Raw genomic sequence first — 23,420 nt, 5'->3', positions numbered from 1 at the left:
TCAGTCTATTGGTCTACCCCGTGCAGGTTCAGCAATGTTGTCATCCGCGCTGTAGCCCGATCCGGGTCCGAGAGCAAACCTGCCTGATCTGCAAGCCGGAACACTTCGGCGTAATGACAGATGTCGCGGCTGGATTGGAACCCGCCGGGCATGATGAAATGGGACTGCGCCCCGTTCAGCCAGGCCAGATAGGCGATCCCGGCCTTGTAGAACCGCGTCGGGGCACGAAAGATCTCGCGGCTGAGCGGCACGGTCGGGGCAAACAGCGCGTGGTAACGATCCATGTCGTCCTGCGCCAGGGCCTCAAGCGCCTGAGAGGCCGCCGGAGCAATCGCCGCAAAGATGCCCAGCAAGGCGTGGGAGTAATGGTCCTCGTCCCCGGCAATCAGATCGGCATAGTTGAAATCATCCCCGGTATAAAGGCGCACACCGTCCGGCAGGCGCTTGCGAAACGCCTCTTCATGCGCCTGATCGAGCAGTGAGATTTTGATGCCATCGACCTTGTAGGGGTTTTCAGAGATCAGAGACAGCACAAACTCGCTGGCCTGATCCACATCCGTGCTGCCCCAATAGCCGGTCAGGGCCGGGTCGAACATATCGCCCAGCCAATGCAGGATCACCGGTTCCGCCGCCCCGTCGATCAGCGCGCGATAAACGTCGTGATACGTGCCCGGCCCGGCATTGATGGCCGGAAAGGCGCGTGAGGCCATTAGGATCAGTTGACCACCTGCGGCCTCTATGGCCTCGGCCTGATGCTCGTAAGCCGACAGGATTTCCCCGGCTGTGTTCAACGCGCTCATCGGTACATGATCCGTCCCGGCCCCGCAGGCAACGCGTGGCGACAGAGGGTGCGCTTTGGCGGCCACCATTGTACGTCGGATCAGTTCCAGCGCTGTTTCCCAATCGACACCCATACCGCGTTGGGCGGTGTCCATCGCCTCGGCCAGCCCAAGGCCCTGATCCCAAAGACCCTGCCGGAAATTCAGGGTCGCGTCCCAATCCACCGCCGGACGGCCATCCCATGGGTTTCGTTCGGTCAGCGGGTTCGAGACGACATGTGCCGCTGCAAAGGCGGTGCGGGTGAGCGGCACCAGCGGCGCGCGCGGGACCAAAGGCGTTCCGGTCAGAGCATAAGGTTCCAACTGGCCGTCGCGGTTGGGCAATACTAATTTCATTGTCTCAGACCTCCAGATCCAGAACCAGAATGCCGTCGATTCCACCCACGGCGTTTGCGACCAGTTGCGCCCCGCACGCCTTGTGATCCTCGTTCGCCTGATAGGTCGCCAAGGCGTCCCAATCGTCGAAATCGATTACGAAGCCGTGCATATATCCGCGCTCGATCTGTTCCGGGCTTTGGCTGCGGCCCCCGGTGAAACCTTTGGCACCGGGCAGAGCTTCAGCCACCTTGGCCAGCCCGCTGTAGATTTGGGCGACCGTCTTCTCGGTCACATCCGGGCGGAATTTCGTCAGAACGATATGACGGATCATTGCGTAAATCCTTGATCTTGCTTGATCATGTCGACGGCTTTCTCACCGATCATGATCGTGGGCGCGTTGGTGTTTGAAGAATTAACCGTTGGCATGATCGAGGCGTCGGCCACGCGCAGACCCTCGATCCCGTTGAAGCGCAGGCGCGGGTCCAGAACGGCCTCGGCGTCATTGCCCATGCGGCAGGTGCCCGCGCAGTGGTGCGAGGTTTTGGAATGCACGCAGATGAAGTCGAAATACTCCTGCTCGGTCTTTACAGTCGGACCGGGCAGGCGTTCCGCCAGAACATATGGCTTCAACGCATCCTGTGCGAGGATGCTCTGCACCAGTTTCAGACCCCGGATCGACATCTCTCGGTCATAGGGATCGGCCAGATAGTTCGGGTCGATCAAAGGCATTGCTGCGGGATCGGAACTTTGCAATCGCACCGTCCCCCGAGACCGGGGCCGCAGGAAACAGGCGTTCAGGGTGACGCCGCCATTGGGCATCGCTTCGACCCCGGCCTCGATCCCCGTACCCAGCCCCAGATGCATCTGAATGTCGGGTGAACGCGCATCGGGGTCGGCGTACCAGAAGCCGCCGGTTTCAAACAGGCTGGACGCCACCGGCCCTTTGCGGGTGAACAGATACTGCAGCCCGGCCCAAGCCGACAGGTGCAGCTTGGCGAAGCGGTCGTAAGTATGCGGGCCGGTGACCTCGCAAATCGAATAGAGATCGAGGTGGTCATGCAGGTTCTCACCAACCTGCGGCTGGTCATAGACCGGTTTGATCCCGAGGCTTTCCAGATGAACCGCCGGTCCGATCCCGGACAGTTGCAGCAGACGGGGTGAGCCGATAGCTCCGGATGACAGGATCACCTCGCGCGCGGCAGTGATCTTTTCGCCGCTCATCATCTCAACGCCGGTGGCGCGGCCTTTCTCGACCGTGATCCGACGGACCTGAGCACCCATACGCACGGTCAGGTTCGGACGGTTCCGATTGGGTGCAAGAAACGCCATCGCCGACGACGACCGTCGCGCGTTGCGTTGGGTTAGCTGGTAATACCCGGCCCCGTCCTGTTTCGCACCATTCACATCCCGCGTTTCGGGAATACCAACCTGCCCGGCGGCCTTGATATAGGCATCGCAGATCGGCAAAGGCGCGGCGGGCATCGACACACCCAGCGGGCCGCCTGTGCCGTGGTATTGATTGTCGTAACTATCGTTGTCCTCGGACTTCTTGAAATAGGGCAGGACATCGTCATAGCCCCAGCCTTCGCACCCCATCTGCCGCCAGTCGTCATAGTCCTGCGCAGCACCGCGTGTGTAGATCTGCGCATTGATTGCCGACCCGCCGCCGATCACCTTGGCCTGGGTGTAGTTGAACACCTTGTTTTGCATGTGCTTCTGCGGCACCGTCGACCAGCCCCAGCTGCCAATACCTTTGGTCATCTTGGCAAAGCCCGCAGGCAGGTGAAAAAACGGATGCCGGTCTGAAGACCCGGCCTCAAGCAGCAATACCTTGGCCTCGGGTTCCTCGGACAGGCGCGCCGCAATGACCGAACCTGCCGAGCCGCCGCCGATCACGATGAAATCATATCCTTCAGACATCTTGTCCTCTGAGTTCCTTAAAGGCGCGAGATCGAAAGCCCGCCATCTACGGGGATTGCGGCCCCGGTGGCGAATTGCATCTGGCCGTCCACGATTGGAACGATGACCGAGCCGATATCCTGCGGCTCACCCCACCGCGCGGCGGGCACCAACCCGCCTTCGATCCGGTCGGTGTATTTGTCGCGCACACCTGCGGTCATTTCGGTGGCGATGATGCCGGGGCGCAGTTCGAACACGCCAATCCCATGCCGGGCCATCCGCACCGCAAACAGCTGCGCCATCATTGCGGCGGCGGCTTTGGACACGCAGTATTCGGCCCGCTCAACGGACACCATCTCGGCGCTGACCGATGTAATGAATGTGATCGAGCGATAGCTGTCCTGAGGGTCGGCCAACATGCGCCGCGCGACCTCTTGCGTCAGAAAGAATGCGCCGCGTAGATTGATGTTTTGCACAAAATCCCAGTTCTCGGACGTCAGTTCCAGCATATCGCCGCGCACCGGCGCGCCGACGCCTGCATTGTTGATCAGCGCGGTGACCGGGCCCAGCTGGGCCTCGACCTGATCCAGAAGTGCGGGCACGTATTTGATGTCAGAGACATCATGCTGCAGGTAGATTGCATTCGGGCCCAGATCCGCCAGTGCCTTTTGCACGACCGGGTCTTCTGGGTTCACATCCGAGGCAAGCGCAACTCTGTGCCCGGCGGCGATCAATGCGCGTGCGATGCCGAGGCCAATGCCCTGCTGCCCTCCGGTGACCAAAGCGACTCGGCTCATGCCGCTAACTCCGTTTCAATAATGTGACGACCGGCGCGCAAGGCCAGCGCCGCGATAGTCAGGGCGGGATTGACGGCAGCCGAGGTCGGCAGGACCGAGGCGTCAACGATGAACAGGTTCCGGTGGTCATGGCTGCGGCAGAACGTGTCTACAACGCTACTGGTTCGGTCATCCCCCATCCGTGCCGTCCCGCATTGGTGCGAGGGGGTGCGGCGGTCGAAGGGTCGCGACAGAACAATCGGAAATCCGGCGCGGCGCAGGTGGTGTTTCAGCTTTGTCACCAGCGCCTCATGCGCTTGCCAGTTCGACCGTTTCCAGTCCAGCCGGATCTGATCACCTTCGACCGTTACCCGGCTGTCGGGGTTGGGCAGGTCCTCGGACATGGCGTAGAAATCGAAGCTGCGGTTTGCGATCAGCGCAGCTATTGAGCCGGGCAGCCCGGTCTGAGACGCCAGGATCGGACCAGTGATCTTGCCCAGCATTTGAATATTGCCCAAAGGCGCGCCGCCCTGCCCGTCAGTGTTGTAATAGTCGTTGAACATCAATGTCTTCTGATAGACCGAGCGGTTACGGCGCAGCGGATGCAAAGCCAGAACCGCCGAGCAATTGTGGTTCATGAAGTTGCGCCCAACCTGATCGGATCGGTTCGCCAATCCGGCGGGGCAATTGTCATTGGCGGATTTCAACAACAGCGCAGCGGACTGAACCGCCCCAGCAGATAACACGATCACCGGCGCGTGCAGGGTACCATGCCCCTTGACCTCAACGCCTGTGATTTGCCCGTCATTGTCGCTCAGCAGTTTTTCGGCAGGTGCGTTCGTCAATAGTTCGACATTCTCGTGCTTCAGGGCGTCCGCCAGAGCGCAGGTTTCGGCATCCATTTTGCCACCGCAGGTGTTCGGAAATGCATCCCACGTGGTTTGCCCGGCCAAGAGCCAGCGATCGATATCCACCCCCAAAGGGACCGATGCAGGCGACAGGCCGGCCCGACGCAAGACCGCGCGCAGATCCGCGATGTCAGGCTCATCGGCCACAGGAGGATGCGGGTAAGCGCCGCTATGCGGCGGCTCGGTTGGGTCCTCATCAGCAGTCCCACGCACCGTGTACAGCTGCTCGGCTGCCGTGTAGTCCGGTTCCAGATCGTCGTAACGGAGAGGCCAGCCGGGAGAGCGACCCCCCATGTGCTGTCGCGGTTCAAAATCCTCGGCCCGGTAACGGATCAGCGCAGCACCGTAGAATTTCGAGTTGCCGCCGACGCAGTAGTAGTTCCCCGGATTGAAGGGCTGCCCTTCGCCATCCAGCCATGTTTCATCGGGGCGGAAGTGCCCATCCGCAAAGATCGCCTTCGGGTCCCGATCCACGGGCGAAGGGCGCAGATGCTCACCGCGTTCAAGGATCAGAATGCGACGGCCCGAGGGGGCAAGTGCTGCGGCCAGCGTTGCCCCTCCGATCCCAGATCCGATGATTATGACATCCGGGTTTGTCACGGAACAATCCGCATCTCGCTCTCCGGGTCAAAGGCCACGGCCTTTTCCATATTGACGGCAAAGTCGAAATCCTGTCCCGCCGCAACTTCAGCGTCAGAGCGCATCCGGGCAATCACATCGCGGCCCCCCAATTGCATCGAGACAAACGTGTCCGAGCCTGCGGGTTCGGTAACAACAATCCGGTTGGTCATCTGCGCAATGTTCGAGGATTTCCGGTCTGCACCATCCATATCGGTGATGGTTTCCGGTCGGATGCCCAAAAGGATATCGCGCCCATCCCAAGCGGCCAGATTGTCCTGGCTGAAAGGCAGTTGCGCCATTGATCCGTCATGAGTGGCAACCTCGGCATGAGGACGACCGTTCAGCACGGTCACCTTCGCAGGCATCACGTTCATTGCGGGTGAGCCCATGAAGGTTGCCACAAAGATATTGGCCGGAGTGTCATAGATCTCCTGCGGGGTTCCCAATTGCTGCACGTAGCCTCCGTTCATCACGGCGATCCGGCTGGACAGGGTCATCGCCTCGATCTGGTCGTGGGTCACGTAGACGATGGTGGTGCCAAGGTTCTGATGCAGCTTCTTGATCTCGGTCCGCATATCGACGCGCAGTTTGGCGTCGAGGTTGGACAGAGGCTCGTCAAACAGGAACACATCCGGTTCCCGCACCAACGCGCGCCCCATGGCAACGCGCTGACGCTGACCACCGGAAAGCTGGCCGGGTTTGCGATCCAGCAACTGCTCAATCTGCAGCAACTTGGCGACCTCTTGCATCGCCTTGTCCCGCTCCGGCTTGGGCACACCGTGCATCTCAAGCCCGAAGGTGATGTTCTGACCGACCGTCATATTGGGGTACAAAGCATAGCTTTGGAAAACCATGGCGATGTTACGGTTCGATGGGTGCACCCCGTTCATCACCTGATCTTTGATACGAATCTCTCCGCTGGTGATCTCTTCCAGCCCGGCGATCATGTTCAGCAGAGTGGATTTGCCACAGCCCGAGGGGCCGACCAGCACCAGAAATTCCCCCTCCTGCACCGAGATATCGACCTTATGCAGAACCTCGACCGATCCGTAGGACTTGGTCGCGTTGTCTATGTCCAGAAAACCCATCAGGCCTTATCCTTTCACGGAACCCGCCATCAGGCCGCGGACGAAGTACCGTCCGGCCACGATGTAGACGAGCAGAGTTGGCATGGCGGCAAGAATGGCCGCTGCGAAATGAACGTTGTATTCTTTGACACCGTGCGATGACTGGACGAGGTTGTTGAGTGCCACGGTCATCGGCTGGCTGTTGGCGTCGGCAAACGAAGCACCAAACAGGAAGTCATTCCAGATGTTGGTGAATTGCCAGATGATCGACACCACCGCGATTGGCCCGGAACTTGGCAACAAGATGCGCCAGAAAATCTGGAAGAACCCGGCCCCATCGATCTGCGCGGCCCGGATCAATTCGGTCGGGAAGACGGCGTAGTAATTGCGGAAATAAAGCGTGGTGAAGCCGATCCCGTAGACCACATGCACCAGTGCCAGACCCCAGGTTGTGCCCGCTAGACCCATCAGACCCAGCATCCGCGCCATCGGGATCAGAACGATCTGAAACGGAATAAAGCAGGCAAACAGCATCAGGCCGAACAAAATGGTATCGTACTTGAAGCGCCACTTGGTCAGCACATAGCCGTTCAGCGCCCCCAGGATGGTCGAGACCATGACAGCCGGGACCACCATCTTGATCGAATTCCAAAAATACGGCCGCAGTCCCGTTGGATCGACGCCGATCTGTGCCGAGGACCATGCTTTGAACCATGGCTCCAGCGTGAAGACCTGTGGCAGGTTCATCATTCCGCCACCGGTGATCTCTGCCAATGGTTTGACCGAGTTCACCAACATCACATAAAGCGGCAACATGTAGAACAAGGCGAATAGAACCAGCACCAGATAAATCAGCGTGCGCGTGACCCGACCAGTACGAATTGCGGTATCCTGCGTTGCTTGGGACATCAGCGTTTCTCCCGCAATTCAGCGTACAGATAAGGGATCATGATCGCCGCGATTGTCATCAGCATGATCGTGGCCGAGGCCGCACCTATTCCCATTTGGTTCCGCGTGAAGGTGTAGGAATACATGAAAGTCGCCGGTAGTTCCGTTGCCCGACCCGGGCCCCCTCCGGTTAGGGCGATCACAAGGTCGAAGGTCTTGATCGCAAGGTGGCTGAGGATCACGAAGGCCGACAGGAAGGCGGGGCGCAACTGCGGGATGATGATCCGGCGATAGAGGTTCCAGTTCGAGGCCCCATCCATCTGCGCCGCGCGCAGGATTTCGTTGTCGATCCCACGCAGACCAGCCAGGAACATGGCCATGACAAATCCACTGGTTTGCCAGACGGCCGCCAGAACAACCGTATAGATCGCGTAGTCGCGGTTCTTGATCCAGTCAAATTCGAAACTGGTCCAACCCCATGAATGCATGACGTTTTCCAGCCCGATCCCGGGGTCGAGGAACCATTTCCACGCGGTGCCGGTAACAATGAAACTCAGCGCCATTGGGTAGAGGTAAATCGGGCGCAAAAGCCCCTCGCCCCTAATTTTCTGATCAAGGAAGATCGCCAGACCCAGCCCGATACAGGTGCAGATCACGATGTAGAGACCTGCGAAAATCCCCATATTGATCAGCGAGGTTTCCCAATGACTGAGCCGCCAGAGCTTGTCGTAATTCTCCCAACCGACCCAGCCAAAGCTTGGCAGGATGCGGCTGTCGGTAAAGGACAGGTACACCGAGAACAGGATGAACCCGTAAACAAAGACCAGCATCATCGCCAGCGATGGGGAAAGGACCAGCTTGGGGATCCAGTTCTGAAGGCGTGTTTTGAAATCCGCGTCGGCTGAGCCAGCCATGGCGCGCCCTCCTGCAAGTGGGGAAGTGTCTGAGGCGCGGGGTGTGCCCGCTGGAGACAGGGCGGCACGGTCGCCGCCCCGTCGGGAGGATCAGGTGATCACTTGGCGATGGACACGGCGTCGACCAGTTCGACTACAGCGGTTTCGCTGTCATATTCGCCGTTGAAATGCGCCGTCACAACGTCATAGACCGCGTTCTTGACCGAGGCAGGGGCTGCGTGACCATGGGCCATCGATCCGAACAGGTTGCCCGAGGATGCAGCCGCCGCCAGATCCTTCATTCCCTGTTTGCCGCAATCGTCAAAGTCGGCGTCGCTGACATCGGTCCGCGCGGGAACCGAGCCCTTCACAACGTTAAAGGCCGACTGGAACGACGGAGACAGGATCGCGCTTGCCAGAGCCGCCTGTTCTGCCGAAACCGAACCACCCTGATCAAACATCATGAACTGGTCCGCGTTGAAGGTGACCTGATCTGCCGTGCCGGGGAAGCGGAAGCACAGGAAGTCCTGACCGGGCACTTTTCCTGCGTTCAGAAACTCACCCTTGGCCCAGTCGCCCATCATCTGGAAACCGGCCTCGCCATTGATGACCATTGCAGTCGCCAGGTTCCAGTCGCGGCCCGAGAAGTTTTCATCAACATTGTCGCGGATAAAGGCCATGCGGTCGAACGCCTCTTTCATGGCATCGCCGCCCAGCGTTTCTTCATCCAGATCGATGAAAGCCGCCTTGTAGCCATCCGGGCCTAAGGTCGACATGGCAACGGCATCAAACACTGTCGCGTCCTGCCAGGCCTGACCGCCATGGGCAATTGGCGTCACACCCGCCGCTTTCAGCGCTTCAACAGCAGCCACGAACTCTTCCCAGTTGGTGGGCTGCGCGATGCCGTTTGCGTCCAGAACCGCCTTGTTGGCCCAGACCCAGTTGGTCGAATGCACATTCACAGGGGCCGAAACCCATTTGCCGTCATGCTTAGCGAAGGCCTTCAGCGCATCTGGTACGACCGCGTCCCAGCCTTCCTGCGCGGCCACTTCGTTCAGGTCGGCCAAGGCCCCCTGTGCGGCCCAGTCCTGAATGTCAAAACCCAGACCCTGAACGGCGGTTGGAGCGTTTCCAGCAGTCACACGGGCGCGCAGAACGGTCATCGCCTGCTCACCGCCACCACCGGCAACCGGCATGTCAGTCCAGCCAACGCCCTGACCGGACAGGTCATCCTTAAGGACGTTCAGCGCTGCGGCCTCGCCACCCGAGGTCCACCAATGCAGAACCTCAACCTCTTCCGCCTGTGCAAGACTGGATGTGCACAGAAGCCCGGCCACGATGACCGACTTTGTTTTCAGCATGTTACGCATTTTCGTTTCCTCCCTTAATGCGATCTTTGTTATTCCTGCGCCGCGTGGCGCGTATTTCAATCCTGTGGCACCCAGGGCGCCCGGCTGTCGCCGATGCGCATCACCACGGATTTGACCTCAAAAAACTCCTCGAACCCATATTGCCCGATCTCCCTGCCCTGGCCGGATTGTTTGTAGCCACCGAAGGCGACCTCGGGGAACCCATCCATCCAAGTATTGGTCCAGACCGTCCCCGCCTGGGCGCGACGGGCAAAGTCGAGGCAAGTATGGACATTCTCGCTCCAGATCCCTGCCGAAAGACCGAGAGCGCTATCATTCATGATCTCAATGGCTTCGTCCAGCGTTTTGAACGTCAGTACAGACAGCACGGGGCCAAAGACTTCGTCGCGTGCGATGGGCATATCAGGTTGAACATCGGTGATAATGGTCGGCTGATAGAATTGGTTGCCCAACCCCTCAACGTTCAATGGATCGCCGCCCAAGGCAATTGTTGCGCCTGCGGATCGAGCCTCTTTGACATAAGCATCGATCTTGGCGTTGTGTTCGGGCGTGACAATCGCCCCGACCTGCGTGCTCGGGTCCAGCGGGTCGCCAAATTTCACCTTCCGCGACAGCGCGATCACCTTGTCGGTAAAGGCTTGCGCGATATCCTCATGCACGATGATGCGACTGCTGGAGTTGCAGCACTGACCGACATTGAAATAGACGCCAAACACCACTGCATCCGCGGCTGCATCCAGTTTGGCATCGGGAAAGATCACCTGTGGGTTCTTGCCACCCAGCTCCAGCGCAACTTTCTTCAGAGTATCCGAGGCGGTCTTGCTGATGGTTTTGCCCACTGTGGTTGAACCAGTGAAGCTGACCATGTCTACGGCCTCATGGCTGGACAGTGTACTGCCGACCGGTTGGCCATAGCCCAGAACAATGTTGCAAACACCTGCTGGTAAGCCGGCTTCGATCAACAGTTCACCTAGCATCAAGGTGGTCGAGGGCGTCATCTCGGAGGGTTTCACCACCGCTGTGCACCCTGCCGCCAGCGCGAAGGGCAGTTTCTGGCTGAGAATCCAAAATGGGAAGTTCCACGGCGTGATGATAGACACGACACCGATGGGTTCTTTCAGTACAACGCCCATGATATCTGCGCCCAGCGTATTGTGGCTGTCACCATGGATGCTGCGGGCCAGCGACGCTGCATAGCGCCATAGATCGGCTGCACCTCCTACCTCACCCTTGGACTGGCTGATCGGCTTGCCGCTTTCCAGTGTCTCGATCAGGGCGATGCGGTCGACGTTTTGTTCGATCAGATCGGCCACTTTCAGCAGCACCTCGGCACGGTCTTTGCCCGAAGCGCGGCTCCAGACGCCGCTGTCAAACGCTGCGCGGGCGGACAGGATCGCCGCTTCTGCTTCGGCCTGACTGCCCAAGGCCGAGCGGCTGACCACATGTCTGTGCGACGGCGATATCCGCTCGAACGTTTCGCCCGACGCACTGTCCTGCCATTCACCATTGATCAGGTGACGACCCTCAAACAATTGGGGCAGATCAAAGGGTATCGCTGGGTTGATCGTGAGGTCTTTCATACGCGTCAGAGCCCTGAAAACTGAGGGTTACGTTTTTCCATGAAGGCCGCGACGCCTTCGTCACGGTCAGATGAGGCCGCAGCAGCAGCGCTGCCAAGGGCCTCGATTGCCGCATCGGTGTCTTCACCCACTGCTGCATGGATCATGTTCTTGGCAATCTCGGTGGCGCGCGGGGAAAGGGCCTGCGCTTCGGTTGCGATTTCAAGCGCTCGGGTCAAAACATCGTCGGCCAGTTCGGCGGCATAGCCCAAGGCAACCGCTCGGTCTGCGTTAATACGGCGACCGAACAAGGCCATTTCCTTGACCGCGCCTTCGGGGATCAGCCGCGCCAGACGCTGCGTCCCTGACCAACCCGGAACAATCCCGATCCGTGCTTCAGGTAAGGCCAGAGTAGCGCGAGGGGCCATCAGGCGCAGGTCGCAACAACTGGCCAGCTCCAGCCCACCACCAAAGGCATGGCCGTTGATCGCGGCAATTGTGGGTTTGCCAAGCCGCGCGAGGCGGTCAAAAATCCGATGCCCGTCCCGCACCCAGTGCCGTGCAAACTCTGCTGGGCTAAGACCCCCCCAGGCACCAATATCCGCGCCACAGCAAAACGCCTTTTCTCCGGTCCCGGTCAGAACCAGTGACCGGATCGCGTTGTCCCGTTCGACCTGCCGCACTTGCGCCTCAAGCGCGTCCAGCATGTCGATGGTCAACGCATTCAGCTTGGACGGGTTGTCCAAAGTCAGAATGGCGGTGCGCCCGTCGATATGAAAGCCAATCCCGCTCAAATCGTCATCCCCATTGGGCCTTCGGCGAACAGCGATGTTGGCATTAAGGTTGCGTTTTCAGCAACTTGCACGCGGCCTTCTGATGCTGCCACAATGTCCTGCTGCGCGTTGATGCCCGGCATGATCTCGGTCGCTACCAGACCCTGATCGGTCAGGCGGATGACACAGCGCTCGGTTACGTAGATCACATCCTGCCCAAGCTCGCGCGCCCGGCGGCCCGAGAAGGTGACGTGTTCCACCTGATCCACCATCTTGGTGAACTTGCCAGGGGCCGCGACGCTGATCCCGTCCGAACCCAGGTCGATCTTGGCGCCAGCCTCGAACCAGCCCGAAAACACGATTTTTTTCGCGCCTGCGGTGATATCGACAAACCCACCGCACCCGGCGGTCAAATAAGGCTTCTTGCCCAGTTTCGAGACATTCACATTGCCGTCGACGTCAACCTCAAGGAAGGACAGGAAGGACATGTCGAACCCGCCGCCCTGAAAGTAGATGAACTGCTGCGGCGAGGGTACATAGGCATGCGCATTGGATGCACAACCAAAGGCGAAACCGGTCAGCGGAACACCTCCGACGGCTCCTTGCTCGATGGCCCATGTGACGGCTTTGGGATGCCCTTCCTCCAGCAGAATGCGGGGCACCATGGCGCTGATGCCAAAGCCCAGATTTGCACTCATCCCTGCGCGTAGTTCCATCGCTGCGCGGCGGGCGATCACCTTCTCGACCCCGTGCTCGGCCAGCGAGAAACTGTCCCACGGGCGCATGACTTGCCCCGAGATGGCGGGGTCATAGGGCGTTTCAGTGGTCTGTTTCTGATCGGGGTCCTCGACGATCAAGTCGACCAGATGGCCCGGCACGCGTACATCATGCGGACGCAGGCTGCCCTCGGCAGTCACGCGCTGAACCTGAGCGATCACCAGACCGCCATGGTTGCGCACGCAGATGGCTTGCTCCAGCCCGCCCAGATAGGCCCCTTCATGTTCATAGGTCAGGTTGCCGAATTCATCTGCCGTGGTGGCGCGCAGAATGCAGACAGTCGGGATGATGTTGGGGAAGTGCAGCCAGGTCTGGCCGCCAAACTCGGCGCGCGCGACGATGGGTGCCGCGGCCCCGCGTGCATTCATCGCGCAACCCTCACGGGTCGGGTCCACGAACGTATCCAGCCCGACCTGAGTCAGAACGCCCGGTCGCCGGGCAGCGGCCTCGCGGTGCATGTCAAACATAATGCCCGAAGGTACGTTATAAGCGGCCACGCGGTCTTCAACGATCATCTTCCAGATTTCGGGCATTTCAAGGCTGGACGGTCCCGAAGGGTAAGACCCGGCCAGCACACGGGTCAGCAACCCGTCCTGAGCCAGATATTCCATGCCTTTCACGCCGTACATATCGCCTGCCGCAATCGGGTGCATCGTTGTGATGTTGCGCGGATGCCCTTCGGCCCGGAACCGCTCACCCATGGCCTTCAGAACCAGATCGGGGCACCCCAGCGCTGATGAGGATGAGACGGTGACAATCGCCTCATCCCGGATGCGGGATACGGCGTCGGATGCAGAAACAAGCTTGGTCATCAGAAGCCACCATAATTGACGTCAACGCGCTGACCGGTTGCCGCCGCTTCGCGCACGCTGAGCGCGACGGACAGGGATTTGACCCCGTCCGGACCATCGGCGGCGGGGCGTCCTTGCCCGGCAGCGGCGGCGACAAATTCGGAAACGCCCTGCACGTAAAGGTCATGGTTGGAGTATTGGATACCCTCGCTGCCTGCTTCCGTGACGAGGGTTATTTCACCAACCGGCTGCTGCGTCATGACACCTTTGGCAAAGATCGATCCTTCGGTGCCGTGTACCTCAAGCCCCGATCCCGCGAAGGGATGGGTAAAGCTCTCATGGCTCATTACCATAGCGCCGGAGGGCATGGTCCAGACCGACATGCAGGAATCCTCGACCCCCTGCCCCATGCCAGAACTGATCATTTGCGCCACAACGCTCGCCGGGTCTTCCTGTAGCAAGAACCGGGTTACGTCCGCGTCATGCACGACGATATCAGGAATTACTCCGCCGCCAGCACCTGCGTCGTTTATCCGCCAGCCCTGAAGATGACCCGGGAGGTGAACCGCGTGATGAATGCGCAGTGAAAGTACCTTACCAACCCGGCCATCTGCGATGAGATCACGGATGGCGCGGTGGGTGCCCGAGCAGCGCAGGTGGTGGTTGGTGCCAAAAGTGACACCAGCGGCTTCTGCCGCACAGACCATTTCGACAGCTTCAGCCTGTGTCATGCCAAGAGGTTTTTCACATAGAACATGCTTGCCGGCGGCAATCGCAGCCATAGCCTGGGCATGGTGCTTTTCATTGGTTGATGAGATGTAGACCGCCCGTATGTCCGGGTCATCGAGCGCTTCGGTCAGACTGGTCGTGGCGTTTGCAATGCTGTGATCATTGGCCCAGACCCTCACCCGATCAGGTGATGTGCTAACAACCCATGTGACATCATTGCCAGGCTGTTTTCGCACGGCGTTCAACATGTGCTGTGACGCAATCGTGCTTGCGCCCACAAAAGCCCAGTTCATTGCAATCCTCATCGCTGGAACGTTCCAGTAATATGTCTACTGGAACGTTCCATAATGATCAAGATGAATCTTGAAACCGGCTCTTTTGGTGTAAGTTTCGTGTCGCCTGCAGTCTGGTTTCTTGTTGGTAGGTCTATGCTTCTACCAAATACCGCTCGGACAAGGGCAGGCTGGCCGCACCGAGCGATCGCGCATTCGGACCCACGGTACCAGCTGCAATCACCGGCCGCTCTAAACCAGTAAGGTTAAGGCGCAGGATTTGTGATTCGACCTTGGCGATCAGCTGCTCTTTGACATCGGCGGGCATCCAGCCATCGATTTTGACACATTCAAAATCAATCAGGCTGCACGACGACACAATCGCATGGGCCAGCCCAATCGCCGCGTTGTGCAGCCAGCTGTTCAGCTCTTCCTTTGGGATGTCCCAGTGATCGGTTGTCTCCCAAATCAGTCCGGCTGCTTGACCTGCACCCGCAATGGTGCGTTCAAGGGTATAGAGGCTGGCAAGGTCTATCAAAGGCTTCACGTCACCGGCCCCGATTGAGACTGGCATCGGACCCAAAGCGCCCGCATTTCCACGGCCCGAATAGATCGCGCCATTCAAGACTATTCCGCCGCCAATGAAGTATCCGACGTAGAAATACAGAAAATCACGTGGGCCACCCGTTGGCCCAAATACAAGCTCGGCCCCGCAAGCGGCAGTGGCGTCGTTTTGTAGAAACACCGGAAAATCATAGATATCCGCCAGTTCCAACTGGATGTCGGCTGTGCGCCAAGGGTCCATTTCTTCTTGCGGCACCTGCAACGTCTGGGCCCAATCCCACAGATAAAACGGCATGGCGATTCCCAGCCCGGCGATGCGGTCTTGGGCTTCGCTTGTCAGCGCGGACATCATCTGGTCCAAGGCCTTTTTGGCAAAGCTCAACGTTGCATGTGGTTGTGGGTATTCATAGGTTTGCCGCTCATGCATGAGTACCCGGCCCAGAAAGTCGATCAATACCAGCTCAGTGCTGCGCCGCCCGATTTTCAGCCCGAAAAACAGAGCCCCCTCCGGGTTGAGCCGCATCGGGATTGATGGCTGGCCAACCTTGCCCCGCACAGGCTCACCCCGCAGCAAGAGCCCATCTTTTTCAAGCTGTCGCATGATCACCGAGACGGTTTGTGCAGATAAGCCCGTCATGCGCGCGATTTCAGCTTTGGCCAAGGCCTCATGCCTGCGCACCAGAGTCAGGACCAAACGCTCGTTGTGAGCTCGCATCCCGCTTTGGTTGGTCCCCCGCACTTCGGAAACCCGATCCAAAGGCGTGCTGCTTTGTGACACCTCGACTGACACGGCTATTCCTCCCCTGCCAAAGGATGAGAATAGGCGGTCATTCTGTCAATAATAAATAAGAGTGATTTATTTATTGACTCATTTTGAGATTCTTGTGATGGTTTTGGGGCACGATCAGGCCCGACCCGGCCGATTGCGCATATGCCAATACGGCATGGGAGAAACTGGGAGGATACTTCATGAAACTTGCGACTTTCGCAGGCGCGACAGCTTTGGCGTTGACCGTCACGGCGGGCGGTGCGTTTGCAGACACCACCGTATGTTTGATCACCAAGACCGATACCAACCCCTTCTTTGTGAAGATGAAAGAGGGTGCAACTGCCAAAGCGGAAGAACTTGGCATGACGCTCAAAGCCTTTGCCGGCAAGGTGGATGGCGACCACGAGACCCAGGTTCAGGCGATTGAGACCTGCATTCTGGACGGCGCCAAAGGCATTCTTCTGACGGCCTCTGATACCTCATCGATCGTTCCCGCCGTACAACAAGCGCGGGATGCGGGTGTTCTGGTAATTGCACTGGATACCCCGCTGGAGCCTATTGATTCAGCGGATGCGACCTTTGCTACTGATAACTTCCTGGCCGGGCTTCTGATTGGTCAATGGGCCAAAGCAACGCTGGGCGATGCCGCAAATGACGCCAAGATCGCCACATTGGATTTGGCTGTAAGCCAGCCTACTGTGGACGTGTTGCGCAATCAGGGTTTCCTGCAGGGGTTTGGTGTTGATCTGGCCGATCCCAATGTGATTGGCGATGAGGATGATCCGCGTCTGGTTGGCAGCGACGTGACAGCTGGTAACGAAGAAGGCGGTCGCCGCGCGATGGAGAACCTGTTGGCCAAAGATCCGACGATTAATGTGGTCCATACGATCAACGAGCCAGCTGCCGCGGGCGCGTATGAAGCGCTCAAAGCCATTGGACGTGAGAATGACGTGCTGATCGTTTCTGTCGATGGCGGTTGCCCTGGCGTTCAGAACGTGGCGGATGGCGTGATCGGCGCAACATCGCAGCAATACCCGCTGCTGATGGCCTCGCTTGGTGTCGAGGCTGTCAAGAAATGGGCCGATGAGGGCGTGAAACCTGAAAACACACCGGGCAAGGACTTTTTTGACACCGGCGTGGCGCTTGTCACCGGTACAGCTGCGGATGGGGTCGAGTCGATCTCGGTCGAAGAAGGCATGAACCTCTGCTGGGGTTAATCTGATCATGTAGGAGGCCGCGAAGTGGCCTCCTGCCATCTCATCACATTCTCACCCAAAAACTTGCTAAAGTGGTCCGCAGACGGGCTCTTGACGCTTGGGGGATCCATTTATGTCCGATACGCCACGACACTCCGATGATTTCGAAACTGCTGCACAGGGCAGCCCGGATCAGGTCGCTGAGTTTGAAGATCATCACCGGGGATTTGTCGGGACGGTTCAGCATTTCCTGCACGTGAATCCGTCACTTGTTCCGCTGATTGTCCTTGTGGTTGCCATTATCATATTCGGGTTGCTTTTGGGGTCGAAATTCTTCTCACCCTTCGCGCTGACACTGATCCTGCAACAAGTGCAGATTGTTGGCATAGTTGCCGCTGCGCAAAGCCTTGTCATCCTGACCGCCGGCATTGACCTGAGCGTGGGTGCGATCATGGTCATGTCATCGGTGGTGATGGGGCAATTCACCTTTCGCTACGGACTGCCACCCACAGTCGCGATTGTCTGTGGCCTGGCGGTTGGGACGATGATCGGCGCGATCAATGGCTATCTGGTCAGCCGGATCAAACTGCCGCCTTTCATAGTAACGCTGGGCATGTGGCAGATCGTATTGGCGGCAAATTTCCTGTATTCTCAAAACGAGACAATCCGCTCGCAAGAGATTGAGGCAAACGCGCCAATCCTTCAAATATTTGGCGAAAAGTTCAACATAGGCGGTGCCGTCTTTACGGTCGGCGTGGTCTTCATGTTGGTGCTTATATTGGTGCTGGCCTACGCGCTCAGGCATACGGCCTGGGGGCGACATGTTTACGCAGTGGGCGATGATCCTGAAGCGGCTGAACTGTCCGGTGTTAATGTGCATCGCACCCTGATGTCCGTCTATATGCTATCCGGTCTGATCTGCGCCTTTGCGGGCTGGGCCCTGATTGGTCGCATCGGTTCCGTATCGCCGACCTCGGGCCAACTGGCGAATATCGAAAGCATAACAGCGGTCGTAATCGGGGGCATCTCTCTGTTTGGTGGACGTGGCTCGATCTTAGGGTCGCTATTCGGGGCGCTCATCGTTGGGGTGTTCACGCTGGGTCTGCGCCTGCTTGGGGCGGATGCACAATGGACCTTCCTGTTGATTGGTATCCTCATCATTGCAGCGGTCGCGGTCGACCAATGGATCAGAAAGGTATCAGCCTGATGGAACCTATTCTCAAAGGACGCAACCTTGTAAAACGCTACGGCAAGGTCACAGCACTGGACCAGTGTGACTTTGACCTGATGCCGGGTGAGATCCTGGCGGTGATCGGGGATAACGGCGCAGGTAAGTCCACGCTGATCAAGGCGGTTTCGGGTGCGGTCACTCCAGATGAAGGCGATGTTTGGTTGGATGGGCAGAAGGTCCAGTTTCACTCGCCCATCGACGCGCGCGAAGCAGGGATTGAAACGGTTTATCAAACACTGGCCATGTCCCCCGCCCTGTCGATTGCTGACAACATGTTCATGGGGCGCGAAATTCGGCGCAAGGGCCCGATGGGGTCGCTCTTTCGCATGCTCGATCGGCCCGCGATGGAGAAATTCGCACGCGACAAGCTGAGCGAACTGGGTCTGATGACCATCCAGAACATCAATCAGGCGGTTGAGACACTGTCGGGCGGGCAGCGTCAGGGCGTCGCCGTGGCCCGGGCCGCAGCCTTTGGATCGAAGGTCATCATTCTGGACGAGCCGACGGCGGCGCTTGGCGTCAAAGAAAGTCGCAGGGTTCTGGAGCTGATCCAGGATGTGAAATCGCGCGGCATTCCGATCATTCTGATCAGCCACAATATGCCCCATGTCTTCGAGGTCGCCGACCGCATCCATGTTCATCGTCTGGGCAAACGGCTTTGTGTCATTGATCCCAAAGACTACACCATGTCGGACGCGGTGGCCTTCATGACCGGTGCCAAAGAACCCCCGCGTGAAGGCATGGCGGCGTGAGCAACGGCAGCTCTAGCGCGCTGACACTGGCGCATCGTATTGCCGAAGCGGTCCGGGCGCTACCACGGTCTCAGACACGAAATCTGGTGGCAATTGCAGGTCCGCCGGGGGCAGGGAAATCAACCGTTGCAGCGCTGTCGCGTGATCTTTTGCAGCAACAAGGGATCGCGACAGGCCTCGTGTCGATGGACGGGTTTCACTATGACAACGCCATTCTTTCCGCCCGCGATCTGCTTCCTCGCAAAGGGGCGCCTGAGACATTTGATGTTGCGGGGTTTAAAGCCTTGTTGCGGCGATTGCTGGCCGAGGGCGAGGTCGCCGTCCCGGAGTTCGACCGCGAGATCGACAAATCCATCGCCGCCCGTGCTTTGGTGACACCTGATCAGCAGCTTGTTCTGGTCGAAGGCAATTATTTGTTACTGCAAGAACCCGGCTGGTCCGATCTGTCCGAACACTGGGCGCTGAGTGTTTTCCTCGATATTGATCTCGAAACGCTCGAAATGCGACTGCAACAGCGTTGGCTGGATCATGGTCTACCCCCGGACGACGCCAGAGATCGAGCATTCGCCAATGACATCCCTAACGCAAAACGCATTCTATCAAACTCGTGCCGGGCTGACCTGGTTCTGAACTAAGCCGCTTCGTTGTTAGTGAATTCCTGCGGTCAGGGTCCGCACGAGCTGGCGCTGAACCAGTAGCAGGATAATGGCCGGTGGCCCCAAGGCCATCAAGGCCAGTGCCATTCCGGATGGGCTGCCCACCCCGGCATAGGTCATCCCGCTGACCAGAGTGCTATGTGTCAGGCTGGTGGTCGTGATTATGATTGGCCAGGCGTATTGGTTCCAGCCGAATACAAACAGGATCGCAAACAGGGCAGCAATCATCGGAAGCGACAAGGGCAGAACCGTATCGCGGAAAAAACGCATTGGCCCTGCACCGTCCATTCGAGCAGCCTCCATCAATTCCACAGGAATCTGCCGCAGAAACTGGTTCAGAACCAACACGCCCAGCCCGCTGGCGGTGATGGGCAGGATCATCCCGGCGTAGGAGTTAAGAAGTCCTAAATCGCTGGTCACCGCAAACGTAGGCAGCATACGGCTTTCGATTGGAAAGAACATAGCCAACAGGATTGCTCCGAAGATCAGGTTGCTCCACCTCAGGCGAAAAAACACCAAAGCATAGGCCGCCAGCATGGAAACAACGCATTTCAGAATGGCAACGCCAATGGCCACAACCAATGAGTTCCACAGCATTGCGCCGGCGCTGATCGCATTGCTACTGACGCCGTTGACCCACAGATTCGTGAATAACACGCCCAGCTGTTCCACACCGACGCTGGCCACCAGTTGCCAGCCCAAAACCACAATTGGACCAGTCATCACAACCGCGCCGATCATCAGGATTGCATGGTCCAGAAGGCTGATTTTGTTCAAGCGATCGCCCAATTTCGTTGTATTTGCGTCCTTCGGCCTAGACGGGATAGACAAACCGGCCTGCGTGGTCAACGCGCGCGATGATTGATTTCCAAACACTTTGTCCATATATAGACAATATATCCAAGATAGGACATTGAGCCATGGAAATCGCAACCCTACCGCAAGATATTGCAACAGCCCCGCTACTGATCCCGGTTGGCACGGCTGATCGCGCGCGTCTCAGCGGGCCAGGGCTGCGTACATTTCGTAACATCGCCAATGCTTGGGGGCTGAGCGAGGCACAAAGGATCGCGGCGCTGGGGCATCCTGGTCGGTCGACCTATCATGCCTGGATCAAGAAAGCTGTGGATCACAAACCGATTTCTTTGCCCTTTGACACTCTGGTGCGCGTTTCAGCTGTTCTGGGAATCTACAAGGCCCTGGCGATCCTGTTTCTGGATCAGGATCAGGCCGTGAAATGGCTGAGCAGCCCGCATCAGGGCACGATCTTTGCCGGGTCCTCGCCGCTGGACCTGATCGTCGGCGGCGGGCAGGACGGAATGATGAATGTGCGCCGGTATCTGGATGCCTGGCGCGGGGGTGAAATGGGTCATGGTGCGCCCGAGGGCAGTTTCGAGCCGGTTACCGAAGACGATGTGGTCTTTCTGTGAGTTGGGATTTGACCGCCTATCCCGGCGCGCAAGCCCCAACATCAACCCGTCGTATCATCCCAACCCGGTTTCCCCCTGTTCCAGCCTTCGAGGCCGTGACCAGCGAGGACGATCTATCAGATATCTTTGAGCTTGAAGGCTGGACCAATGACCGGATGGTGGCCACGCGACTATCGCGGCTGGATCGGTCACAATGGGTCTATGGTCGACCGAATGCCAGCATTGTCATGTCCTCGTTTCTGCACGGGTCGGTCACGGGCATGCGCTTTACCTCAGCGGTTTTGGGGGCATGGTATGCTGCAACTGATCTGATGACCGCGGTGCTCGAGGTTGCCAATGGTCTGCGCAAGGAAATCGCTTTGTCTGGTCTGACTCACAAGCGCGAAGCCTATCGGGAGTATGAGGCGCGATTGGTTGGAACCTTTGTCGATGTTTTCGGTCGACACCCCGAGTTTCATGACCCCGATGATGCGACCTATCCTACCCCTCAACGGTTTGGCGAATATGTCCGCCAGACAGGGCCCACAGTTGAGCGCGTGGGTATCCGATACGAAAGTGTACGCCGACCGGGTCATGAGAATTGGGTTTGTTTTATGCCCCCCGCCGTGCAGGATGTTGTGCAAGCCCGCCATTTTGAGATCGATGTGCGGCCAAGCGGTAAAGTCACCGTTGAAGAACTGCGGTAATTGTCACGTCAGACTGGACTGATCGAGTACGTTTGAAAACCGCAATTCCCATGTAAATTCAGCGAGAATCCTATTTACTGAGCGTCGCGACCGGTGCACATTTAGACATGCCTTATTTTGAGCGAAAACCTTATGCCAGCATGATTGACGCCGTCGCCCCGACTGCGCCTGTGTTGGATCAGACACCGATAACTGAACTGGCCCGGCGCGTATTGGATGCGGAAAGTGGTCAGAAACTGCCGCTGGACGGGCCGTTTCAATGCCGCACAGTTTGCACTCCCGGCAGCAAAGGAACAATTGTTTTATCGGTTGCCGCCCCTGCTGATGGTGAAACGGTGGAGTTGCGGTTTGAACCCGGTGACCTGACCAATGAGGAAGGAGCTGTGATCCCAGCAGATCGGCTGCGTGTCGACCCACCAGCGGTGCGGCTTGCACCGGGCGAAGTGGGTGAAGTGCGCGTCATACTGACGGTGCATGATCTGGCCGAACCGGGCCGTTATCACGGGCGGGTTCACAGCTTCGGGTCAGAGACATCTGCCATGGTGGTGATCTTCGAGATTGTGGACGGGTGATCTTGCCCGCTAGACCTGCCTTTCGACCAGATAATCCATGAACTGACCCAGGAAAGCACGCGGCCCGCCTTCGGCACCGGCAAAGACATGTTCGAATTCCTGACGGGCGGATTGCAACAGATCATCTGCGCCACGTTGCGCATATTCGACGCATCCATAGTGATGCATCCGATCCAGTACCCAGTCTACATCATGGGGTGACCTGTTTTGCCTGGGGTTGGACAGGAATTGAGTCAGCCGGTCTTTCTCGCGCGTTTCACCATGCTGGCTCAACTGGCTCAGCATCAAGGTCCGTTTGCCTTCGTAGATATCGCCTCCGATTTCCTTACCATATTTGTCCTGACTGCCGACAAGGTTCAGAACATCATCCTGTATCTGAAAGGCAGCACCCAGAAAGAAGCCAAACGCGTTGAAATCGTCCAGATTGAGCTTGCCCGAGGCGACATCTTCCGGTCGTGCGATCAGCGCCCCAATCCGCATCGGATGGATGAAGCTGTACCAGCAGGTCTTTTTCAGACACATGTTCAAATAGTCGGCTGGGGTCACATCCAGCCGGTTGTCCCGGATCCAGCCAAGTTCGATCGCCTGGCCCTCGATGGATTGCATCAGCAGGTGGTCAAACTCATCCAAAACACGGGCCGAGGTCTCCGGGCCAAGCGGATCAAGATTGTCGCGCAGCAGACGCAGCGCCATGGCTTGCATACCGTCGCCTGTATTGATGGCCATCGGAACGCCAAGGCGTTTATGCATGCACTCCCTGCCTCGGCGGAAATCGCTGACATCTTCGATGTCATCATGGATCAGAAAGGCATTGTGCAGCAGTTCGATCACTGCAGCCGAGACCATGGCGTCATCGGTTTTACCGCCGAACGCCTCGCACGTGGCCAGCAGCAACGCGGGGCGCAAGCCTTTGCCCGAGGTCTCGATATAGTCGCGCATCGGGCCGTAAAGATAGTCCTGCGGCTCGGTCATGGGCAACCGCGCCAGCAATGCCTGACGTGCCTGATCCCCATATTGGGTCAGCTGTTCCAGAAAGCCCTGCGTTGCTGCCGGATCCAATTGCGCGGTTGATGCGCCCACGGGT

At 58.3% G+C, this 23,420-nt stretch carries 23 protein-coding genes; 7 read left to right on the top strand and 16 right to left on the bottom strand.

Annotated elements, in window-relative coordinates:
* Window positions 1-5 precede the first annotated feature (5 nt).
* The 14 genes from ACR0JE_RS10355 to ACR0JE_RS10290 all read right to left on the bottom strand — a co-directional run bounded on the left by ACR0JE_RS10355 (window position 6) and on the right by ACR0JE_RS10290 (window position 15,759).
* Window positions 6-1,175: a dihydrodipicolinate synthase family protein gene (locus ACR0JE_RS10355; protein WP_480864100.1), complete on the bottom strand. Its 1,170-nt coding sequence runs from the start codon at window positions 1,173-1,175 to the stop codon at window positions 6-8.
* Window positions 1,176-1,179: 4 nt separating this feature from the next.
* Window positions 1,180-1,488 (bottom strand): Dabb family protein, encoded by a 309-nt coding sequence (locus ACR0JE_RS10350; protein WP_480544728.1) that lies wholly within the window; start codon window positions 1,486-1,488, stop codon window positions 1,180-1,182.
* Entirely contained in the window at window positions 1,485-3,077 is a 1,593-nt protein-coding gene (locus ACR0JE_RS10345; RefSeq protein WP_480864099.1) for a GMC family oxidoreductase, read from the bottom strand. Before ACR0JE_RS10345 ends, ACR0JE_RS10350 begins: the two co-directional genes overlap by 4 nt.
* Window positions 3,078-3,094: 17 nt before the next feature.
* Window positions 3,095-3,853, bottom strand: a complete 759-nt coding sequence (locus ACR0JE_RS10340) for a 3-ketoacyl-ACP reductase (RefSeq protein ID WP_480864098.1) — start codon at window positions 3,851-3,853, stop codon at window positions 3,095-3,097.
* Window positions 3,850-5,340, bottom strand: coding sequence for a GMC oxidoreductase (locus ACR0JE_RS10335; RefSeq protein ID WP_480864097.1), 1,491 nt, complete (start codon window positions 5,338-5,340; stop codon window positions 3,850-3,852). Before ACR0JE_RS10335 ends, ACR0JE_RS10340 begins: the two co-directional genes overlap by 4 nt.
* Window positions 5,337-6,449: an ABC transporter ATP-binding protein gene (locus tag ACR0JE_RS10330; protein ID WP_480864096.1), complete on the bottom strand. Its 1,113-nt coding sequence runs from the start codon at window positions 6,447-6,449 to the stop codon at window positions 5,337-5,339. Before ACR0JE_RS10330 ends, ACR0JE_RS10335 begins: the two co-directional genes overlap by 4 nt.
* Before the next feature lie 6 nt (window positions 6,450-6,455).
* Window positions 6,456-7,337, bottom strand: coding sequence for a carbohydrate ABC transporter permease (locus ACR0JE_RS10325; RefSeq protein WP_480544723.1), 882 nt, complete (start codon window positions 7,335-7,337; stop codon window positions 6,456-6,458).
* On the bottom strand, window positions 7,337-8,230 hold the full coding sequence (locus ACR0JE_RS10320; protein ID WP_480544722.1) for a carbohydrate ABC transporter permease: 894 nt from the start codon (window positions 8,228-8,230) through the stop codon (window positions 7,337-7,339). The genes ACR0JE_RS10325 and ACR0JE_RS10320 overlap by 1 nt, the downstream gene beginning before the upstream one ends.
* Window positions 8,231-8,328: 98 nt before the next feature.
* Entirely contained in the window at window positions 8,329-9,570 is a 1,242-nt protein-coding gene (locus tag ACR0JE_RS10315) for an ABC transporter substrate-binding protein (protein WP_353010272.1), read from the bottom strand.
* Between the two features lie 65 nt (window positions 9,571-9,635).
* Window positions 9,636-11,159, bottom strand: a complete 1,524-nt coding sequence (locus ACR0JE_RS10310) for an aldehyde dehydrogenase family protein (protein WP_480864095.1) — start codon at window positions 11,157-11,159, stop codon at window positions 9,636-9,638.
* A 5-nt stretch (window positions 11,160-11,164) separates the two neighbouring features.
* Window positions 11,165-11,932: an enoyl-CoA hydratase/isomerase family protein gene (locus tag ACR0JE_RS10305; RefSeq protein WP_480864094.1), complete on the bottom strand. Its 768-nt coding sequence runs from the start codon at window positions 11,930-11,932 to the stop codon at window positions 11,165-11,167.
* The gene (locus ACR0JE_RS10300) at window positions 11,929-13,500 is read right to left on the bottom strand and encodes an acyl CoA:acetate/3-ketoacid CoA transferase (RefSeq protein WP_480864093.1); all 1,572 of its coding nucleotides are present in this window, start codon (window positions 13,498-13,500) and stop codon (window positions 11,929-11,931) included. The genes ACR0JE_RS10305 and ACR0JE_RS10300 overlap by 4 nt, the downstream gene beginning before the upstream one ends.
* Window positions 13,500-14,501 carry a Gfo/Idh/MocA family protein gene (locus ACR0JE_RS10295; RefSeq protein WP_480864092.1) on the bottom strand — a complete coding sequence of 334 codons (1,002 nt, stop codon included), beginning with the start codon at window positions 14,499-14,501 and terminating at the stop codon, window positions 13,500-13,502. Before ACR0JE_RS10295 ends, ACR0JE_RS10300 begins: the two co-directional genes overlap by 1 nt.
* A gap of 133 nt (window positions 14,502-14,634) precedes the next feature.
* Window positions 14,635-15,759 (bottom strand): ROK family transcriptional regulator, encoded by a 1,125-nt coding sequence (locus ACR0JE_RS10290; protein WP_480864158.1) that lies wholly within the window; start codon window positions 15,757-15,759, stop codon window positions 14,635-14,637.
* Window positions 15,760-16,013: 254 nt separating this feature from the next.
* Here ACR0JE_RS10290 and ACR0JE_RS10285 point away from each other — a divergent pair, with 254 nt between their 5' ends.
* The 4 genes from ACR0JE_RS10285 (at window position 16,014) to ACR0JE_RS10270 (ending at window position 19,627) form a co-directional block, all read left to right on the top strand.
* Window positions 16,014-17,030 carry a substrate-binding domain-containing protein gene (locus ACR0JE_RS10285; RefSeq protein ID WP_480864091.1) on the top strand — a complete coding sequence of 339 codons (1,017 nt, stop codon included), beginning with the start codon at window positions 16,014-16,016 and terminating at the stop codon, window positions 17,028-17,030.
* 112 nt (window positions 17,031-17,142) lie between these two features.
* On the top strand, window positions 17,143-18,216 hold the full coding sequence (locus ACR0JE_RS10280; protein WP_480864090.1) for an ABC transporter permease: 1,074 nt from the start codon (window positions 17,143-17,145) through the stop codon (window positions 18,214-18,216).
* A complete protein-coding gene (locus tag ACR0JE_RS10275) occupies window positions 18,216-18,992 on the top strand; it encodes an ATP-binding cassette domain-containing protein (protein WP_480864157.1) in 777 nt (258 codons plus the stop codon). The genes ACR0JE_RS10280 and ACR0JE_RS10275 overlap by 1 nt, the downstream gene beginning before the upstream one ends.
* Window positions 18,989-19,627: a nucleoside/nucleotide kinase family protein gene (locus tag ACR0JE_RS10270; protein ID WP_480864089.1), complete on the top strand. Its 639-nt coding sequence runs from the start codon at window positions 18,989-18,991 to the stop codon at window positions 19,625-19,627. The genes ACR0JE_RS10275 and ACR0JE_RS10270 overlap by 4 nt, the downstream gene beginning before the upstream one ends.
* 12 nt (window positions 19,628-19,639) lie before the next feature.
* Here the strand turns inward: ACR0JE_RS10270 and ACR0JE_RS10265 are convergent, their stop codons facing one another.
* On the bottom strand, window positions 19,640-20,425 hold the full coding sequence (locus ACR0JE_RS10265; RefSeq protein WP_480864088.1) for an ABC transporter permease subunit: 786 nt from the start codon (window positions 20,423-20,425) through the stop codon (window positions 19,640-19,642).
* Window positions 20,426-20,568: 143 nt separating this feature from the next.
* Between ACR0JE_RS10265 and ACR0JE_RS10260 the strand changes: the two genes are divergently transcribed.
* The 3 genes from ACR0JE_RS10260 to ACR0JE_RS10250 all read left to right on the top strand — a co-directional run bounded on the left by ACR0JE_RS10260 (window position 20,569) and on the right by ACR0JE_RS10250 (window position 22,336).
* Window positions 20,569-21,078, top strand: a complete 510-nt coding sequence (locus ACR0JE_RS10260; RefSeq protein ID WP_480864087.1) for an antitoxin Xre/MbcA/ParS toxin-binding domain-containing protein — start codon at window positions 20,569-20,571, stop codon at window positions 21,076-21,078.
* Window positions 21,075-21,764, top strand: a complete 690-nt coding sequence (locus ACR0JE_RS10255) for an RES family NAD+ phosphorylase (protein ID WP_480864086.1) — start codon at window positions 21,075-21,077, stop codon at window positions 21,762-21,764. The genes ACR0JE_RS10260 and ACR0JE_RS10255 overlap by 4 nt, the downstream gene beginning before the upstream one ends.
* Before the next feature lie 107 nt (window positions 21,765-21,871).
* On the top strand, window positions 21,872-22,336 hold the full coding sequence (locus ACR0JE_RS10250) for a hypothetical protein (RefSeq protein ID WP_480549554.1): 465 nt from the start codon (window positions 21,872-21,874) through the stop codon (window positions 22,334-22,336).
* Between the two features lie 9 nt (window positions 22,337-22,345).
* Here ACR0JE_RS10250 and ACR0JE_RS10245 read toward each other — a convergent pair whose 3' ends face one another.
* On the bottom strand, window positions 22,346-23,416 hold the full coding sequence (locus tag ACR0JE_RS10245) for a polyprenyl synthetase family protein (RefSeq protein ID WP_480549556.1): 1,071 nt from the start codon (window positions 23,414-23,416) through the stop codon (window positions 22,346-22,348).
* Between the last annotated feature and the right edge of the window lie 4 nt (window positions 23,417-23,420).

It is taken from the genome of Ruegeria sp. H3 (genome assembly GCF_056533095.1).
This window is presented reverse-complemented; position numbering and strand designations above follow the sequence as displayed.

Bases quoted from the DNA above. Each gene is read 5' to 3' on its own strand.
- ACR0JE_RS10355 (WP_480864100.1), bottom strand. From the start codon at position 1,175: ATGAAATTAGTATTGCCCAACCGCGACGGCCAGTTGGAACCTTATGCT.
- ACR0JE_RS10350 (WP_480544728.1), bottom strand. From the start codon at position 1,488: ATGATCCGTCATATCGTTCTGACGAAATTCCGCCCGGATGTGACCGAG.
- ACR0JE_RS10345 (WP_480864099.1), bottom strand. From the start codon at position 3,077: ATGTCTGAAGGATATGATTTCATCGTGATCGGCGGCGGCTCGGCAGGT.
- ACR0JE_RS10340 (WP_480864098.1), bottom strand. From the start codon at position 3,853: ATGAGCCGAGTCGCTTTGGTCACCGGAGGGCAGCAGGGCATTGGCCTC.
- ACR0JE_RS10330 (WP_480864096.1), bottom strand. From the start codon at position 6,449: ATGGGTTTTCTGGACATAGACAACGCGACCAAGTCCTACGGATCGGTC.
- ACR0JE_RS10325 (WP_480544723.1), bottom strand. From the start codon at position 7,337: ATGTCCCAAGCAACGCAGGATACCGCAATTCGTACTGGTCGGGTCACG.
- ACR0JE_RS10320 (WP_480544722.1), bottom strand. From the start codon at position 8,230: ATGGCTGGCTCAGCCGACGCGGATTTCAAAACACGCCTTCAGAACTGG.
- ACR0JE_RS10315 (WP_353010272.1), bottom strand. From the start codon at position 9,570: ATGCTGAAAACAAAGTCGGTCATCGTGGCCGGGCTTCTGTGCACATCC.
- ACR0JE_RS10310 (WP_480864095.1), bottom strand. From the start codon at position 11,159: ATGAAAGACCTCACGATCAACCCAGCGATACCCTTTGATCTGCCCCAA.
- ACR0JE_RS10300 (WP_480864093.1), bottom strand. From the start codon at position 13,500: ATGACCAAGCTTGTTTCTGCATCCGACGCCGTATCCCGCATCCGGGAT.
- ACR0JE_RS10295 (WP_480864092.1), bottom strand. From the start codon at position 14,501: ATGAACTGGGCTTTTGTGGGCGCAAGCACGATTGCGTCACAGCACATG.
- ACR0JE_RS10290 (WP_480864158.1), bottom strand. From the start codon at position 15,759: ATGCGAGCTCACAACGAGCGTTTGGTCCTGACTCTGGTGCGCAGGCAT.
- ACR0JE_RS10285 (WP_480864091.1), top strand. From the start codon at position 16,014: ATGAAACTTGCGACTTTCGCAGGCGCGACAGCTTTGGCGTTGACCGTC.
- ACR0JE_RS10280 (WP_480864090.1), top strand. From the start codon at position 17,143: ATGTCCGATACGCCACGACACTCCGATGATTTCGAAACTGCTGCACAG.
- ACR0JE_RS10275 (WP_480864157.1), top strand. From the start codon at position 18,216: ATGGAACCTATTCTCAAAGGACGCAACCTTGTAAAACGCTACGGCAAG.
- ACR0JE_RS10260 (WP_480864087.1), top strand. From the start codon at position 20,569: ATGGAAATCGCAACCCTACCGCAAGATATTGCAACAGCCCCGCTACTG.
- ACR0JE_RS10250 (WP_480549554.1), top strand. From the start codon at position 21,872: ATGCCTTATTTTGAGCGAAAACCTTATGCCAGCATGATTGACGCCGTC.